Below are 14,810 nucleotides of genomic sequence, written 5' to 3' on the forward strand. Positions count from 1 at the left end.
CACCGGCGCGGCGGCGGCCTGCGCGGCGGCTTGCGTCGGGGCTGCCGCGGCGGCAGGAGTTGCCGCAGGGGCAGCCGGAGCCGCCGGGGCGNCNGCNGGAGCNGCGGNAGNCTGNGNGCGCATGGCNTTGCGGCCATAGACGGCCTGCGCGTGNGTGCGCGGCACNGCGGCCGTGGTGCCCTGCATGAGGGGCTGGGCCTTCTTGCTCACCGAGCCCACGGGCTGCATGCGCCCGGCGATCTCGGCCGCGGCCTTGCGGGCCTCGGGCGTCTCGATGATCTGGGCATAGGCGCCGCGCAGGCCCGACAANATCTGCACCACNCTGTCCAGCGACTCGANGTTCATCTTGAGGTTGGCCTGGAGCAGCCNNGCCGTGCANAGNANGTACAGGTTGTTGAGGTTGGTGGCGAGGCTGCCGCCCTTCTCCATGTTCAGCGANGNGGNAAGCTCGTTGACGATGTCGATGACCTTGGAAATGAGGATGCCCTTGCCCGCGAAATCCTTGGCGAGCATCTTGTCCCGCGCCTGCTGGAGATAGCGNAGCGCNCCGTCATAGAGCATGAGGAGNAGCTGCCCCTGATCNGTGGTGCTGACCTTGGTTTGAAAATAGGCATTTGCCGCTTTGTTCATGTGCCGTTCCTCTTCTCGTTTCCCGTTGTGGTGCCCGCGCCGGCCCGCCAGCCGGAGCGGCCCTCATCTATCCGACTGCCCTAGCTGTTGCCNCTCAGTTGCTTGAGCTGCGCTTCCAGGGATGTCTGCTTTTCGTCATACTGCTTGAGCAGTGTCTCCAGATTGGCGAAGATGGCCTTCTGNCGCGCCTCCCAGGTCTCNAGGCGNCNCTGTTCGCGCTCGATCTTGACGTCGATGTTNTTCATGACGTTCATGTAATTGTCGCGCAGGGACATGAGGGCGCCGTTCTGGGCCTTGAGNGCCATGGCGTCCTCGATCTGCTTCGGCGTGGAATTGGCCGAGATGNTCACATCGTTGAAGACCAGCTCCGCTCTTGAGNAAGCTCTGCGTGGTCTGCACGAGGCCCTGCTTGATGCGNACATACATGGGNTCNNCGCCGGCCGGNGGATGNTCGCCNGGGGTGAGGTCGTCNATGAGNANNGANAGGCCGCGCGCATCGCCGGANGCAACGCTGTANTAATAGCCGGNCTGGCTNTCNTCGCGCTTGGCCTCNACGCCNCCCACCATCACCTTGGTGATGTTGCCGNCCNCGTCCACCGTGTACGANACTTCGTAATTGCCGCCCTTGGTGATGCCCTCGACATGGCTGCCGTAGCGGAAATCNGTNCTGGTGGAGGAACCTGTGCCGCTCGCGCAGAAGAAATCCACCACGGCTTCCAGGTTGTTGGTGATCATGTTGCTGTAGTTTTCCTTGTCGATGGACTGNAGCTCCGCAAGGGTGGAATTGGGAGCNATGACAAGGAGGCCGTAGGTGTCGCTGTTCTCGTCCGTATCGGTCTTGATACCGAGGTTGGCGAGGCTCGCGAGCACGTCGCCGGAAAGCATGTCNGTGGCGGACTGGCGGCTCTTGAAGCCTGGCGGCGAGGAAGAAAGCACGCTCGAGAAGCGCGACTTGAAGAGCTGCACGCCGTAGTTGCCCATNAGGATGCCGCCCTTCTGGTTGGTGAGGCCCGAGGGGCTGTAGTTGTCNNTCCCGATGTCGTTGGGGTCGTTGGACGTGACNTCCTTGGTCTCGTCGTACTTCATGAGNTCGTTGACCGTGAGCAGNACGGAGTTGACCGCNTCCAGGAAGTTCTGGATGGACTGNTCCACCGAGGTGATGTCCGTGCTCACGGCAAGGCGCGCCTCGCCGGTATCCTGGATGGTGAAGACCACGCCCTCNATGACATCGGTGATCTTGTTGNTNGCCGACTCCATCTCGATGGGCCAGTTGTCCACCTGGTAGCGGGCATTGGCCGCGCGCTGGATATTCCAGTTGGAGCTCGTNGCCACCTGGCCGGTGACGCCCGGGCCNGANGCNGCCTGCACATTGNNGAANNTCAGGTAGACCGGNCCGTCGATNNCGTCGAGNGAGAGCGGGTTGCCGCTGGCGTCCAGATATTCGTTGCCNTTGGCATCCGTGAACNTCACGCCGAAGTCCGCCGGGGCGGNNGCNGGGTCGCCCGCTTCGTCCGTCCAGGNCCAGCCNGCGTTNGTGGGGTCCTTGAGGGCCGAAAGCACATCCTTCATGGACGTGCCGGAGGCGAGGGTCAGGGTGCCCTTGNCNCCGCTGTTGGTGGTGATGGANTAGACGAGGTCCGGCGTCTNCTCGAGCTGGAAGCCGCCCTCCGCCGGCTGGAAAAAGAGGTCGCCCGAGGAGGGGTCGCCGCTGGTGGCCGGGATGGTGGTGGTGGCCGAAAGGCTCGTGCTGTAGGCCGGATTGGAGACCGCGCCCGTGGTGAGCCTGAAACTCTTGATGCCCTTGAGGTCGAGAGTGCCGGCGTCGTCATCCGCCTCCACATCGATCCCCAGGCCGGCGATGGCGTCCCGCAAATCCTGGTTGGTCGCGCCACTCGAAATGGTGAGATAGACCGCCTCGCCGTCGTCCTTGACGAGGGTATAGACGAGGGTATCGGCATCCTCCCCGGCCTTCTTGCCGTCGATACGGTCAGAGAGCTTGTCGCTCTTGAAGGTCAAGGTGGTGGTGGAGGAAAGGCTGCCGCCCAGGGTGTCCTTGACGCCCGTGGCTTCAGTGGTCTTGGTCTTGAGGGCGGATTCGTTGAGCGGGCCGCCGTTCTGCGCCGCGAAGGTCAGGCCCGTGACGCCGGAAAGATTGGTGCCCCAGCTCGCGCCCATGAGGCCGATATCGAGGCTCGAGCCCTCCTGCGTGGCCTGCGCCATCTGCACGAGCAGGTCGCGCTTGGTGGCGCCGGCCTTGATCTCGAAGGTGCGGGTGGTGCCGTCCTCCATCTCCATGGTGAAGGAGATGAGGTCGTCGTCGCCGAGGCCCTCGGCGAGGCCGCCCGCCTCATTGAGCTTGACGTATTCGCCCTTGTTGTTCTTGAGCTCGCCAGAAAGCGTCACCTGGGTGGAGGCGGGCACATAGGCCTCGTCCTTGTTGGTGCGCCGGCTGATGGACTGCACGCCCGACACGGTGAGGGTGCCGTTTTCATCGACTGACGCCTTGATGACGCCCTTGCCGGCGGCGTTCTCCAGGGCCACGCACAGGTCTTCGGGCGACTTGTCGCCGCTCACGGTGACGGTCTTCTTCGTGCCGTTGGCGAGCACGAGGTCAAAGACATACTTGGTGGGCGCGGTCATGGACTGGTCAAGGTCGAGGGCCGCGTTGGTCTGCCAGGTGGAGGTGGAGCCCGAGGCGTCCATGCCCACGAGCTTGCTGTCGTGGATGATAAGGTCGTTGGCTGCGCCGGTGTCCTTGCCGGCCACCTGGAAGACATAGCCCGAGCCCGTCTGGATGAGGCTCACCTTGATGCCCGGATTTTCCGAGGAATTGTTCACCATGCTGACGAAGGAATCGAGCGTGGTGTTGGGCGGCACCTTGAAGTCGTGGCGCTTGCCGGCGTAGGTGTAGCTGAAATACTGGTTCTCGCCGGTGGTGTTGATGATGTCCGTCTTGGACTCGAAGACATGGCCGGTATTGGCCCAGATGGCGTTGCTCGCCACCTGGTTCACCTTGACGGTGTGCTGCACGTCCTGGGCCGAGGCATTGGCCACGGCGGTGAGGATATTGTCATTGCTCGAATTGACGAGCTTGGAGACAAAGTTGTTCCTGTCGCTCAGCTGCGAGAGCATGCTGCTGGCGGCCTGGATCTGCTCAATGATCTGGGTGAAGCCGTCATAGCGCAGTTTCCAGTCGCTCTTCCAGGCTTCCAGGCGGTTCAGCTGGGTCTTCTCGATCTGCTTGAGCTGCGTCAATACCTTGTCAAAATCGGTATCGTTGCCGCCGAGACCGGAAATGGCGTTGGAACCGGAAATACTGATGCCCATGGTCGCCTCTTGCCGTGAAATATTCTGCCCCGCTCCGGGGCCGGTATACGGAAAACTTTGCTTGCCTGTTCTTGCGCCCAATGCTTTGCAAGATGTGTGCAAACATGTTCGCCGCATCCGGCCCGGGCCGGGGGGCGCGCCGGCCACCCCGCTGCCGCGGAACAAGCACGGGCGCCTCTTTCAGAGCAATCGGCGTTTGCGAGAAAAAGTTTAGAGCCTTTCAAACATTTGGCGCCGGCGACGGAATGCCGGCACCGGGAGTGGCCGGGACGCCGCCCCTCAGGCGCCCATGAAGTCCGCCCAGCGCGCCAGCAGGGCCGCGGCCGCCCTGCCCCGGTGGCTGCGGGCAGTTTTTTCCTCCCGGGTGAGCTCCGCCGCCGTGCGGCCTACGTCCGCGTCATAGAATACGGGGTCATAGCCGAAGCCGTTGCTCCCGCGGGGTCTTGCAAGGAGGGTGCCGGGCCACTCGCCGCGCACGGTGAGCTCGCGGCCGTCCGGGCGCACTGCGGCCATGGCCGTCACGAAGCGGCAGCCGCGTTCCCCTTCGGGCATGTCGGCCATGGCGGCGAGCAGCTTGCGGATGTTGCGCCCGTCGCGGTTTTCGCCAGGCAGCATCTCGAGGTCATCTGAATAGCGCGCCGAATGCACGCCGGGCGCGCCCGCGAGCGCCTCCACCATGAGGCCCGAATCGTCGGCGATGGCGGTGAGGCCCGTGGCCTTGGCCACGGCGCGGGCCTTGATGAGCGCGTTTTCCTCAAAGGTCGCGCCATTTTCCTCGATCTCGCCGATCTCGGGGAAGGCGTCGAGCCCCACGAGCTCCACGCCGAAGGCCGCGAGCGGGCCTGAGAGCTCGGCGATCTTGCCGGCATTGCGCGTGGCGAGTACCACGCGCGGACGGGCGCCTTGCGCCTCAGGTTTCGTCCCCATGTTCCTTTTCTCCTTGTTCTGCTGTTGCGCCCCTGTGCGGCCAGGTGGCCGCGAGGATGCCGCCGATGACGAGCGAGCCGCCCGCGAGCTGCGCCCCGGTCACACGCTCGCCCAATATGAGGAAGGAGCCCACGGCCGCGAAGACCGGCAGGCTGTAATACACGATGCCGGCCTTCACCGGCCCTATCCTGTCCACGGCCAGTGTCCAGAGCCAGAACGACACGAAGGAGCAGCCCACGCCAGTATAGATGATACTGATGATGACCGCCGGCTCCAGTTTTGGCAACGGCAAAAGGCAGGCCTCGGCCGCGGTGAAGGGCAGCGAAAACAGGAGCCCCAGGGCGAAGGTAGCCACATTGAAACCCAGGGCCGAGAGCTCCCGCGGGCGCCGGCGCATGAAGAGCGAATAGAGGCCGAAACAGATGGCGCCGCCAAGCGCCCAGACATCGCCGCTGGCGAAATGCAGCCCTGTGAGCGTGGCGAGGTCGCCCCGGCTCACCAGAAGGCCCACCCCGGCCAGCACGAGCAGCACACCGGCGAGGCGGCGCGCCGTGATGGGCTCGCCGTAGAGCACGCGCGAAAACACGAGGATGACGATGGGCGCCGTGGGCACGAGGAGCGCCATGTTGAGGCTTGCCGTGGTCTGCCCGGCCTTGTAGATGAGCGTGTTCATGAGCGTGACGCCCAGGATCGCCATGAACGAGAGGTAGCGCCACTCCCGGCGGATGGCGGACCAGTCCTTGCCAAGGCCCTTCCATGCGAAGGGCAGGATAACAATGAGCGCCACGAGCCAGCGCCAGAAATTGCACTGCCACGGCGGTATGAGCGCCGCCACGGCGCGCGCGGCCACGAAGTTGCCCGACCAGATGATGGTGGCGAGCAACGCGCTGCCATAGCCGAGAAAGCCCTGCTTCATGGAATTCCCTGTCTCAAAAATGCAACAAGGGGCACCTTGGCCCGCGGACGCCTTGCTGTCAATGTTGACTGGCTCTTGCAAAAATTTTTCAAAGCAGCTACACCTCGGGAAAAGGCCCACGCAACCTGAACTGCCTGATCAAGGGGGGTCTCATGGATGGTGCCAGGAACGGGCCGGGCAAAAAGCCTGCGTCCCATGTGTGGAGATTTTTGTTCAGCGGCCTTGTCATCGGCGTCGTGCTTTCCGCGGTGTTCGCCTGGGCGCTGAACGCAACCGACCAGCGGCAGTTCTGCGCCACCTGCCATATCATGCACGAGGCGGCGGTGACGCAGAAAATGGGCATGCACGCGAATCTTTCCTGTAACGAGTGCCACGCGCCGCATGCCCTGCTCGCCAAGATCCCCTTCAAGGCCCAGGCCGGTGCGGAAGACATCATCGGCAACTTCCAGGGCAAGAGCATTCCCATCCCGGCCTCCAAAAGGCACCGCGATGTGGTCAACCAGAACTGCATCAACTGCCACGCGCCGGTCAATGCCACGGTGGCCAGCATGGCCGTCAAGCCCTATTGCACGGATTGCCACAGAAGCGTCGCGCACAGGCGTCTCACTCCCATAAGCGAAAGGACGGTGGGCTATGATTAAGAAAGGCTTTTCTCTCAGCTGCATCGCCCTTGCGGCGCTGCTCGCGTGCGGCTGCAACGATGTCAATACCGAATTGAAGGCGCCCACCTACAAGACGGGCATCAACCCGGACAACATCTCCATGGACGCCTTCAAGCAGCAGTTCCCCAACCAGTACGAAACCTACATGTGGAACAACCGTGACAAGGAGATGACGGTCTACAAAGGCTCCATCCCCTATCACAAGAACGACAACGTGGACCCGCTGCCCGTGGGCTACAAGTACGCGCAGCCCTACCTCAAGAACCTGTGGCTCGGCTACCCCTTCATGTACGAATACAACGAGACCAGGGGCCACACCCGCGCCATCGAGGATTTCGTCAACATCGACCGCATCAACCGCTATGCGGAAAAGGGCGGCCTGCCGGCGACCTGCTGGAACTGCAAGACGCCCAAGATGATGAACTGGATCAAGGAATATGGCGACGAATTCTGGGCCAAGGACGTGAACAGCTTCCGCGCGCCGGATAAGATCAACGAGATCCAGAATTCCATCTCCTGCGCCACCTGTCATGACCCGGCCACCATGGAGCTTCGGCTCTATTCCGTGCCCCTGCAGGACTGGCTCAAGCGCTCGGGCCGCGACTGGAGCAAGATCTCGCGCAACGAAAAGCGCAGCCTCGTGTGCGCCCAGTGCCATGTGGAATACTATTTCACGGCCAAGGGCAACGGCCCCACGGCCAAGCCGGTCTTCCCGTGGGACAACGGCCTCGACCCGGAGGACATGTATCAATACTATAAGTCTCACGGCCCCAAGAATGCCGAGGGCAAGGAAACCCAGTTCGTGGACTTCGTGCACGCCGCCTCCAAGACCCCGTGCATCAAGATGCAGCACCCGGACTACGAGATGTGGAGCAACGGCCCCCACGGCTCGGCCGGCGTCTCCTGCGCGGACTGCCACATGCCCTACATGCGCCAGGGCGGCGCCAAGTTCTCCAGCCACTGGATGACCTCGCCCCTGAAGGACCCGGAACTGCGCGCCTGCCGCCAGTGCCACTATGACAAGACGCCCGAATACCTCAAGGGCCGGGTGCTCTATGTCCAGTCCAAGACGTACAACCAGCTCCTCAAGGCCGAAGAGGCCTCCGTGCGCGCGCACGAGGCCATCCGCCAGGCCATGATTTGGGACGGCCCCAAGTCGCCCGACTATGACAGGCTCATGGCCGAAGCACGGGAGATCAACCGCAAGGGCCAGATGTTCTGGGATTATGTCTCCGCCGAGAACGGCGTGGGCTTCCACAATCCCTCCAAGTCGCTGGACACGCTCATGACCTCCATGGAGTGCAGCCAGAAGGCCGTGGAGCTGGCCGAACAGGCCACCAACTGGGGCATCGCGCCCATCATGGCCCAGGACATCAAGAAGCTGGTGCCGCCCATGCTCAAGATGAGCCGCAAGCTCCAGCAGGACCATGAGTTCCTGCAGCAGAACCCGTGGACCAAGATCCTGCCCACCTTCCCCGAGGCGCCGCAGGTGTGGTTCGGCCAGGACTACCGGCCGGTGACGCAGCAGGAAGCCGCCGCCAAGTAGGGACGAGCCAAAAAGTCCGATACAATGAAGGGAGCCCGTAAAATTTGCGGGCTCCTTTTTTTCATGGCTGATTTCTGGAGGGGGCGGTCAGATTTCGATCCCGAGCCACGCCCGCACGAGCCAGCTCAGGAGAAAGATGGCCAGCGCCACGCCGAAGCTGATGCCCGCCATCTGGAGAAAGCCGCGCCAGAAGCTCATCCCGCGCAGGAGCGCATCCACCCAGGTGAAGACCAGGATGATGAGGCAGGCGATGACCATGCAGATGGCCAGGGCCGTGAGCGCGTTGGGCACGAGCATGAAGGGCAGGAGAAGCAAAAGGACGGTGACGAGATAGGCGAGGCCGGTATACATGGCCGCGAGGCGCGGCTGGCCGCCGTCCGCCGCCGCCTTTTGCGAGAAAAACTCCGAGGCCGCCATGGAGAGAGTGGCCGCGATGCCCGTGGTGAAGCCGGCCAGCGTGATGAGCCGGTTGTCCTGGAGCACCATGGTGAAGCCGGCGAGCGCGCCGGTCATTTCCACCAGCGCGTCGTTGAGGCCCAATACCACGGCGCTCATGAAGGTGTCGGCGTCGCTGTCGCCGAGATAGGCCCCGAGTTTTTCGGCGTCGGCGTCCACGGCCTCCACCGCGCCGGGCATGAGGGGATAATGCCGCTCGAGGCGGCTGTAGCGGCGCGACTGGCGCTGGAGGCGCCGCTCCATGATGCGCAGGGCGAGCCCCCAGAAGAGCACGCGCAAGAGGCACAGCGCCAACAGCACCGAAAGGCGCTTGGGGGGAAGCGGCCCCTCCATGTGCTGCCCGATGACGGTGAGGCGCTGGTCACAATGGAAGGCGAGCCTGTCCAGCAGCACATGCGGACCCTTGGCAGATGCCCGGCGCGCAAGCATGCGGAGGAGCCGGCCATTGGCGCGGTCAACGGCATAGAGGCGCCGGAGCATGCGCTCGCGCGCAGGGTGATGCGCCTGGGCTTCGTCCTTGTTTACCATTCGTCGCCCTCCGGCTCGGGCGGCAGCACCGCTGCCATGCTTGTGCGGATACGCCGCCCGCGGGCCGGGGGCGCGGCTTCGGGCTCCTCCCGCTTTCTTGGCGACGGCTTGGGCAGGCTATTATACAGCGCCCAGAAGCCGGGATAGACCGCCGTCAGCACACCCGGATTCCCGAGCCGGAAGCCGTGGCAGCGCTCGGGGCGCGCACAGGCCGCGAGCGCCAGCGCCAGCGCCCAGGCCGGGGCCGGGGCGTTCCACACGGGTGCGGAAAACTCCTTGCCGGCGTCGCGCTGAAGCTCCGGGCTCAGGCGCAGGGCGCCGTCAACGAGCTCCAGCCCCGCGGCGGCAAAAAAGTCCGCGGCCAGGGCCGGCGGGCAGCGCAGGGCCGCGAGCGCGGCCTCGGGCGCATCCGCCGTGGCGCCGGCGAGGGTCGCGCAGGCCGCGAGGGCCAGCGGCAGGGGCGCGAGCCCTTCGGGAAGGGCCGCCAGCGCCGCCGGCGGCAGTGTTGAAAGGCGGGCAGCGGCGCGGGGCGCCTCCAGCTTTACGCCAAGGGCGCCAGGCCCGGCCGCCAGCGGCAGCCCCAGGGCCTCCAGAATCTGCCGGGCGGCAGCCGCTTCCGGGCCGTCAGGCCACGCGCCCGTCAGGCGCACCTCCCCGCCCAGGGGCATGGCGAGAGCCAGCAAAAAGGCTGCCAGCCCGGCATCCATGGGGAGCGCCGGCGCCTGCGGCAGCCTGGGCATGCCGGGCTGCACGGTGACGGCGCTGTCCTGCTCAGTCACCGCGATGCCGGCGCTCCTGAGCAGCGGCAGGGCGAAGGCGAGCACTTCGTCGCAGCCGGGATGGCCGGAAAGCCCGAGCGTGAACTCGCGCTCAAAGAAGGGCGCGGCCAGAAGCAGCGCGGCGCCGAGGGCGGCCGGCACATCCGGCGGCAGATCGGCCCGGCCCGGCACGATGCCGGAGCACTCCAGCCGCGCGGGCAACCCGGAACTGCGGGGGATGACATGGGTGAAGCGCGCGCCGAGCTGCGGCAAAAAGCGCCGCGTGGAGGAGAGGTCAACGAGCTTGAGCTCCGTCTCGCCGAGGAATTTCACCCGGGAGGGGCGCCCCACATAGAAGGCGAGCAGGAGAAAGAGGTTCCAGAGGCTGTCGCCCACATAGACGACCTTGTCGGGCCGGCCCATGGGCTCCGCCGGCCGGCCCACGACCGCGTCCTGCTCGCGCGTGACCGATGCCCCGAGCTGGTTCAGTGCCTTGATCAGGTCCACGAGGGGGTCGTTCATCAGGCAGGGCGTGAGCTGCACGGGCTGCCCCGAGGCCGCGGCGAGAAAGAGCCAGGCCCGCGTTTCACGGCAGGAAAGCGGGGCGGTGAGGGAAATCTCCACCGGCTTGTGCGGCGGCGCCAGGTTGAATGCTTCCCGGCGCTCAGCCCCGGCGGGGGGCTGCTGGGCCGCCGCGCCCTCGCTTTCAGCGGCGGCAGGGCGCGGCAGAAAGGCCGCATCCTGCATCAGGGCGAAAAAACGGCCGGAGAGGTCGGCATCGCGGCTCACGCGGGCCACCGCCTTCTGCCACGCCTCGCGCAGAAATTTCTCCTCGGCCGGGTCGAGCCGGGGCTTGCCGCCGCGCATGCGCTCCAGCAGGTTGTGGCGCTTGAGCAGCAGGCGGAGGATGTCGCGGTCGATGTCGACCACAGCGTCTTTCAGCGAAGGCGCGCCCGGCGCCCTCTTTTCGGTGCGCCGCTCCCGGCCCTGGCCCGTATCCCGGGGGACCTTCCGGGCCACGCCCGGGCCCGGGTGCCGGCGCCGTTCAGCCGGCGCGCCTGATTGGCGGGGGCGCCCCCGCTCTTCGGAAAAGTCGCTCATACTGTCTCCGCACTGGCGAAATGACTGAGAATAAAGGAGCAAACTAGCCGGAAAAGCCCGGCCTTGCAAGCTGCGGCTGCCGGCGCGCACGAGCCTCGGCCGGCCAGAGAAAAGCCCGGCCTTTTATAAAGACCGGGCTCATCCTTGGGGAACACATCCGCCGAAAGGCGGCGCGGGGCCGGCCCCGCTTTAGGGCTATTCCTTGCCTTCCTCTTCCTCGGCGCGCTCCAGCAAGAGGCCCATGAAGGCCACGGCCGCGAAGGCGCAGTAGACGAGGGCCACCGCGAGGTCAAGCAGCGCCGACCGGCTGGTGGAGACGATCAGGGCAACGACGGGCAGGAGAACGATGGCAGCGGAAGCAAGACGGATGCCGCGCTCGTTTCTTGCAAAACTCAACATTTCAGCATGACTCCTCTGTGGCGGCACAGGGCCGCCGCTTCTCGCACAGGGGAATTCCCGGCGACTTCCCGGCGCGACCCGCGCCGGAGAAGACGGGGTACTTAAGGCCGGCGCGCACGCTTGTCAAGCGGAGAAGGTTGGCCTCCGGTCGCAGGCCTCGCGCCTGCCCCGTGCGCCCTCGCCGCCGCCCGCGGGAAAATACTTGAATTTTCTTCAGGAAGGGACTATGTTCGCCGTTCACGCGGTAAGCGCCTGACGGTAATGAGTTCCCCGCCGGGAGTGCCTCCCATGTGGGACAGTTTTCAGCGCATATATGGAGGAACACATGAGCAAGGAATGTGATTTCTGCGGCAAAAAGCCCCAGGTGGGCAACCTGGTGAGCCACTCCAACATCAAGACCAAGCGCCGCTTCAACCCCAACCTGCAGCGCGTGCGCCACCAGTTCCCCGACGGCAGCGTGCGGACGCTCACGGTCTGCACCCGTTGCCTGCGCTCCGGCCTTGTGTCCAAGCCCGCTGTCCGCAAGGCGGACTAGGCAGAAGCCCTCCGAACGATCCCGGGAGCCCCGGCAGCAGATGCCGGGGCTCTTTTCCTCTTTCCCCCATGCCGCAAACCCACCCCCGCGCCGCCGCGCCCGGCCTGCCCCGCGCCCACGGCTGCCACTGGCGCGTCAGGCCGGCCTTCATTCCCCCTTTTTGGCGCAATATCACGGGCGCCCACGGCTTCACGAGCTATCGCCAGCGGCGCGACTGGCGCCTCGTGCTCAGCGCCTGCGGCATCGCGCACCGGCTTTCCCAGTTCGGCGGCAGGGAATATCTCTATGTGCCGCCGCTTCTGGAAGGCGCGGCCCTGCGGGAACTCACGGATTTTGACGCCGAGCGCCGCCGCCCCCCGGCGCCGCCGCCCCCCGTCCACCAGGGCTGGAAACTCGCGGGCTGCTTTCTGTTGCCGCTGCTCGTCTGGCACGGCATGCGCGTGGGATGGTGGCCGGCGCCGGAAGCGCTCCCGCCGCCGCGGCTGTGGCTCTCGGCCGGCGCGCTGGACACCCTCCAAGTGCGGCTGCACGGCGAATGGTACCGCACGGCCACGGCCCTCACCCTTCATACGGACGCCGCCCACCTCTGCGGCAATCTCGCCTTCGGGGCGCTGTTCCTGGCGCTGCTCGCGCGTGGGGCCGGACCAGGGCGCGCCCTGTGGCTCACCATGGCCGGAGGTATCGCGGGCAATTGCCTGGCCGTGCTCCTCAGGCGGCAGCCCGTGGAAAGCATCGGCTTTTCCACCGCGCTCTTCGCCTGTATCGGCGCGCTCTCGGGGCTCATGGCCCTGCGCGGCGCGGGCCGGCGCGAGATGCTGCTGCCTGTGGCCGCCGGCGCGGCTCTGCTCGCCATGCTGGGCACCGAGGGCGAACGCACCGACTATCTCGCGCATGTGGCGGGCCTCTGCGCCGGGCTCGTGCTGGGGATGGGGGAGGGCCTCTCCCAGAAACGGCAATGGCCAGCGCCGCCCCAGTGGCTGTGGGCAACGCTGGCCATTTTGCTGCCTGTGCTCGCCTGGTGGCGGGCCTTCGCCCGCCTCTGACAGGGCTTAGGCCTCGGGCGCGCGGCCGATGCAGAAATAGGCGAAGCCCCGGTCGGCCATGGCCTGCGGCGAATAGAGGTTGCGGCCGTCAAAGAGGATGGGCGCGCTCAGAAGCGACTTGATGCGCGCAAAATCCGGGTTACGGAACTGGTTCCACTCCGTCACCACGAGCAGCGCCTGGGCGCCGTCGCAGGCGGCGTACTGGTCGTCCACGATCTCAACCAGCGGGTTGTCGGCGAAGATGCGGCGCGCGTTGTCGGCGGCCACCGGGTCAAAGGCCCGCACCTTCATGCCGGCGTCGGTGAGGGCGTTCACGATGCTGATGGCCGCGGCCTCGCGCATGTCGTCCGTATTGGCTTTGAAGGCGAGGCCCCAGAGGGCCAGCGTCTTGCCGGCCACACCCCCCTGCGGCGCGAAATATTCCATGATGCGATGCGCCATGTGCCCCTTCTGGCGGGCGTTCACCGCCTCCACCGCGTTGAGGAGCATGGGGTCCACGCCGGAATCCTCGGCGGTCTGGATGAGCGCCTTCACATCCTTGGGAAAGCACGAGCCGCCGTAGCCCACACCCGGATAGATGAACTGGTAGCCGATGCGCGAGTCGGAGCCGATGCCCACGCGCACGTCGCGCACGTCCGCGCCCACATGCTCGCAGATGGTGGCGATCTCGTTGATGAAGGAGATCTTGGTCGCCAGCATGCAGTTGGCGGCATACTTGGTCATCTCGGCGCTGCGCACGGCCATGACGATGATCTTGTCGCGGGTGCGCGCGAAGGGCGCGTAGAGCTCGCGCATGAGCGCGGCCGCCTTGGGCGATTCCGTGCCGATGACCACGCGGTCGGGCTTCATGAAGTCGGAGATGGCGTCGCCTTCCTTCAAAAATTCGGGGTTGGAGACCACCTCCACCTTGAGGTCGGCGCCGCGGGCCTTCAGTTCCGCCTCGATGATGCCGCGCACCATGTCGGCCGTGCCCACGGGCACCGTGGACTTGTCCACCACCACGAGGTCTTTCCGCATGGTCTCGCCGATCTCGCGCGCCACCTGGCGCACATAGCTCAGGTCGCAGGAGCCGTCGGGCAGCGGCGGCGTGCCCACGCAGATGAAGACGCAATCGGCGTCGGCGATGCCCTGCGCGAGGCTCGTGGTGAAGGTGAGGCGGCCGTCGGCGCGGCTGCGGCGCACCATGGGCTCCAGCCCGGGCTCGTAGATATGGACGGAGCCGGAATTGAGTTTGTCCACGACCGCGGGGTTCACGTCCACGCAGGTGACGGTATTGCCCATTTCCGCAAAGCAGGCGGCACTCACAAGGCCCACATAACCCGTGCCGACGATGCACAACTTCATATTTTTCGCTCTCCCCGCGCTTGGCGTTCTTGCTGGCGTGCGGCTTGCGCATGGGCGCCCGGCCGACTTGACGCCGCGGCCGGGATAACGCCAAAATGCGTTCCCACACCCGGCATTCATAGACGATTTTTCCACGGCGGGCAAGCGGACGGGAGGTGAGGCCGGTGATCGTGGGCCTGGGCATCGACATGACGGCGCTGGAACGCATCCGACGGGCGCATGCGCGCTTCGGGCGTCGCTTCCTCGAAAAATTCCTCGCGCCCGGCGAACTGGCCGCGCTCTCCGAGGTGCCCCACCTCTCCCTGCTGGCGGGTCGTTTCGCCGCCAAGGAGGCGGCGGTGAAAGCCCTCGGCACGGGCTTTTCCGGCGGTATCGGCCCCTGTGAGATAGAGGTGACGGCAGCCTCCACGGGCGCGCCCGGCCTCGTCTTTCACGGGCACGCCCGGCAAAGGGCCGGGCAACTGGGCGTGCGCGCGGCCCATCTTTCCATCAGCCATGAACGCTCCCACGCTATCGCCGTGGTGGTGCTGGAGGCCTAATGGACACNCTTGCGGACTTTTGCGCCCTGCTCCCTCCCCTGCCGCTCCCGGAAGAGATGCGGCAATGGGACGCGGACGCGGCGGCGCTNGGCCTTTCCC

General features: G+C 65.9%; 13 protein-coding genes. 5 read left to right on the plus strand and 8 right to left on the minus strand.

The window, feature by feature from the left end:
- The 4 genes from fliS to HDR50_RS08110 all read right to left on the minus strand — a co-directional run.
- Nucleotides 1-630 (minus strand): flagellar export chaperone FliS (gene fliS / locus HDR50_RS08095; protein ID WP_291357632.1); only part of this gene is annotated, 630 nt, incomplete at its 3' end.
- A gap of 135 nt (nt 631-765) precedes the next feature.
- Nucleotides 766-3,957: a flagellar filament capping protein FliD gene (fliD, locus tag HDR50_RS08100; RefSeq protein ID WP_291357633.1), complete on the minus strand. Its 3,192-nt coding sequence runs from the start codon at nt 3,955-3,957 to the stop codon at nt 766-768.
- 279 nt (nt 3,958-4,236) lie between these two features.
- Nucleotides 4,237-4,884, minus strand: a complete 648-nt coding sequence (gene rdgB / locus HDR50_RS08105) for an RdgB/HAM1 family non-canonical purine NTP pyrophosphatase (RefSeq protein ID WP_291357634.1) — start codon at nt 4,882-4,884, stop codon at nt 4,237-4,239.
- A complete protein-coding gene (locus HDR50_RS08110; protein WP_291357635.1) occupies nt 4,868-5,800 on the minus strand; it encodes a DMT family transporter in 933 nt (310 codons plus the stop codon). Before HDR50_RS08110 ends, rdgB begins: the two co-directional genes overlap by 17 nt.
- A gap of 209 nt (nt 5,801-6,009) precedes the next feature.
- Between HDR50_RS08110 and HDR50_RS08115 the strand changes: the two genes are divergently transcribed.
- A complete protein-coding gene (locus HDR50_RS08115) occupies nt 6,010-6,441 on the plus strand; it encodes a NapC/NirT family cytochrome c (RefSeq protein WP_291357636.1) in 432 nt (143 codons plus the stop codon).
- Nucleotides 6,434-8,008, plus strand: a complete 1,575-nt coding sequence (locus tag HDR50_RS08120) for an ammonia-forming cytochrome c nitrite reductase subunit c552 (RefSeq protein ID WP_291357637.1) — start codon at nt 6,434-6,436, stop codon at nt 8,006-8,008. Before HDR50_RS08115 ends, HDR50_RS08120 begins: the two co-directional genes overlap by 8 nt.
- Before the next feature lie 87 nt (nt 8,009-8,095).
- On the opposite strand, the gene HDR50_RS08125 is transcribed toward HDR50_RS08120, so the two are convergent.
- The 3 genes from HDR50_RS08125 to HDR50_RS08135 all read right to left on the minus strand — a co-directional run bounded on the left by HDR50_RS08125 (nt 8,096) and on the right by HDR50_RS08135 (nt 11,250).
- Nucleotides 8,096-8,992 carry a VIT1/CCC1 transporter family protein gene (locus HDR50_RS08125; protein ID WP_291357638.1) on the minus strand — a complete coding sequence of 299 codons (897 nt, stop codon included), beginning with the start codon at nt 8,990-8,992 and terminating at the stop codon, nt 8,096-8,098.
- The gene (locus HDR50_RS08130) at nt 8,986-10,851 is read right to left on the minus strand and encodes a 3-phosphoshikimate 1-carboxyvinyltransferase (RefSeq protein WP_291357639.1); all 1,866 of its coding nucleotides are present in this window, start codon (nt 10,849-10,851) and stop codon (nt 8,986-8,988) included. The genes HDR50_RS08125 and HDR50_RS08130 overlap by 7 nt, the downstream gene beginning before the upstream one ends.
- 195 nt (nt 10,852-11,046) lie before the next feature.
- A complete protein-coding gene (locus tag HDR50_RS08135; RefSeq protein ID WP_291357640.1) occupies nt 11,047-11,250 on the minus strand; it encodes a hypothetical protein in 204 nt (67 codons plus the stop codon).
- 325 nt (nt 11,251-11,575) lie between these two features.
- Between HDR50_RS08135 and rpmB the strand changes: the two genes are divergently transcribed.
- Together rpmB and HDR50_RS08145 are read left to right on the plus strand one after the other, a co-directional pair.
- Nucleotides 11,576-11,785 (plus strand): 50S ribosomal protein L28, encoded by a 210-nt coding sequence (rpmB, locus tag HDR50_RS08140; RefSeq protein ID WP_165078983.1) that lies wholly within the window; start codon nt 11,576-11,578, stop codon nt 11,783-11,785.
- A 68-nt stretch (nt 11,786-11,853) separates the two neighbouring features.
- Complete coding sequence (locus tag HDR50_RS08145; protein WP_291357641.1) at nt 11,854-12,828, plus strand: rhomboid family intramembrane serine protease; 975 nt, start codon at nt 11,854-11,856, stop codon at nt 12,826-12,828.
- Between the two features lie 6 nt (nt 12,829-12,834).
- Here the strand turns inward: HDR50_RS08145 and HDR50_RS08150 are convergent, their stop codons facing one another.
- A complete protein-coding gene (locus HDR50_RS08150; protein ID WP_291357642.1) occupies nt 12,835-14,172 on the minus strand; it encodes a UDP-glucose/GDP-mannose dehydrogenase family protein in 1,338 nt (445 codons plus the stop codon).
- A 164-nt stretch (nt 14,173-14,336) separates the two neighbouring features.
- Here HDR50_RS08150 and acpS point away from each other — a divergent pair, with 164 nt between their 5' ends.
- A complete protein-coding gene (gene acpS / locus HDR50_RS08155) occupies nt 14,337-14,711 on the plus strand; it encodes a holo-ACP synthase (RefSeq protein WP_291357668.1) in 375 nt (124 codons plus the stop codon).
- The last annotated feature ends 99 nt before the right edge of the window (nt 14,712-14,810 follow it).

The organism is Desulfovibrio sp., assembly GCF_014803725.1.
Classification (GTDB): domain Bacteria; phylum Desulfobacterota; class Desulfovibrionia; order Desulfovibrionales; family Desulfovibrionaceae; genus Desulfovibrio.

Coding starts and splice junctions, on each gene's coding strand:
- rdgB (WP_291357634.1), bottom strand. CDS start 4,884: ATGGGGACGAAACCTGAGGCGCAAGGCGCCCGTCCGCGCGTGGTACTC.
- HDR50_RS08110 (WP_291357635.1), bottom strand. CDS start 5,800: ATGAAGCAGGGCTTTCTCGGCTATGGCAGCGCGTTGCTCGCCACCATC.
- HDR50_RS08120 (WP_291357637.1), top strand. CDS start 6,434: ATGATTAAGAAAGGCTTTTCTCTCAGCTGCATCGCCCTTGCGGCGCTG.
- HDR50_RS08125 (WP_291357638.1), bottom strand. CDS start 8,992: ATGGTAAACAAGGACGAAGCCCAGGCGCATCACCCTGCGCGCGAGCGC.
- HDR50_RS08130 (WP_291357639.1), bottom strand. CDS start 10,851: ATGAGCGACTTTTCCGAAGAGCGGGGGCGCCCCCGCCAATCAGGCGCG.
- HDR50_RS08135 (WP_291357640.1), bottom strand. CDS start 11,250: ATGTTGAGTTTTGCAAGAAACGAGCGCGGCATCCGTCTTGCTTCCGCT.
- rpmB (WP_165078983.1), top strand. CDS start 11,576: ATGAGCAAGGAATGTGATTTCTGCGGCAAAAAGCCCCAGGTGGGCAAC.
- HDR50_RS08145 (WP_291357641.1), top strand. CDS start 11,854: ATGCCGCAAACCCACCCCCGCGCCGCCGCGCCCGGCCTGCCCCGCGCC.
- HDR50_RS08150 (WP_291357642.1), bottom strand. CDS start 14,172: ATGAAGTTGTGCATCGTCGGCACGGGTTATGTGGGCCTTGTGAGTGCC.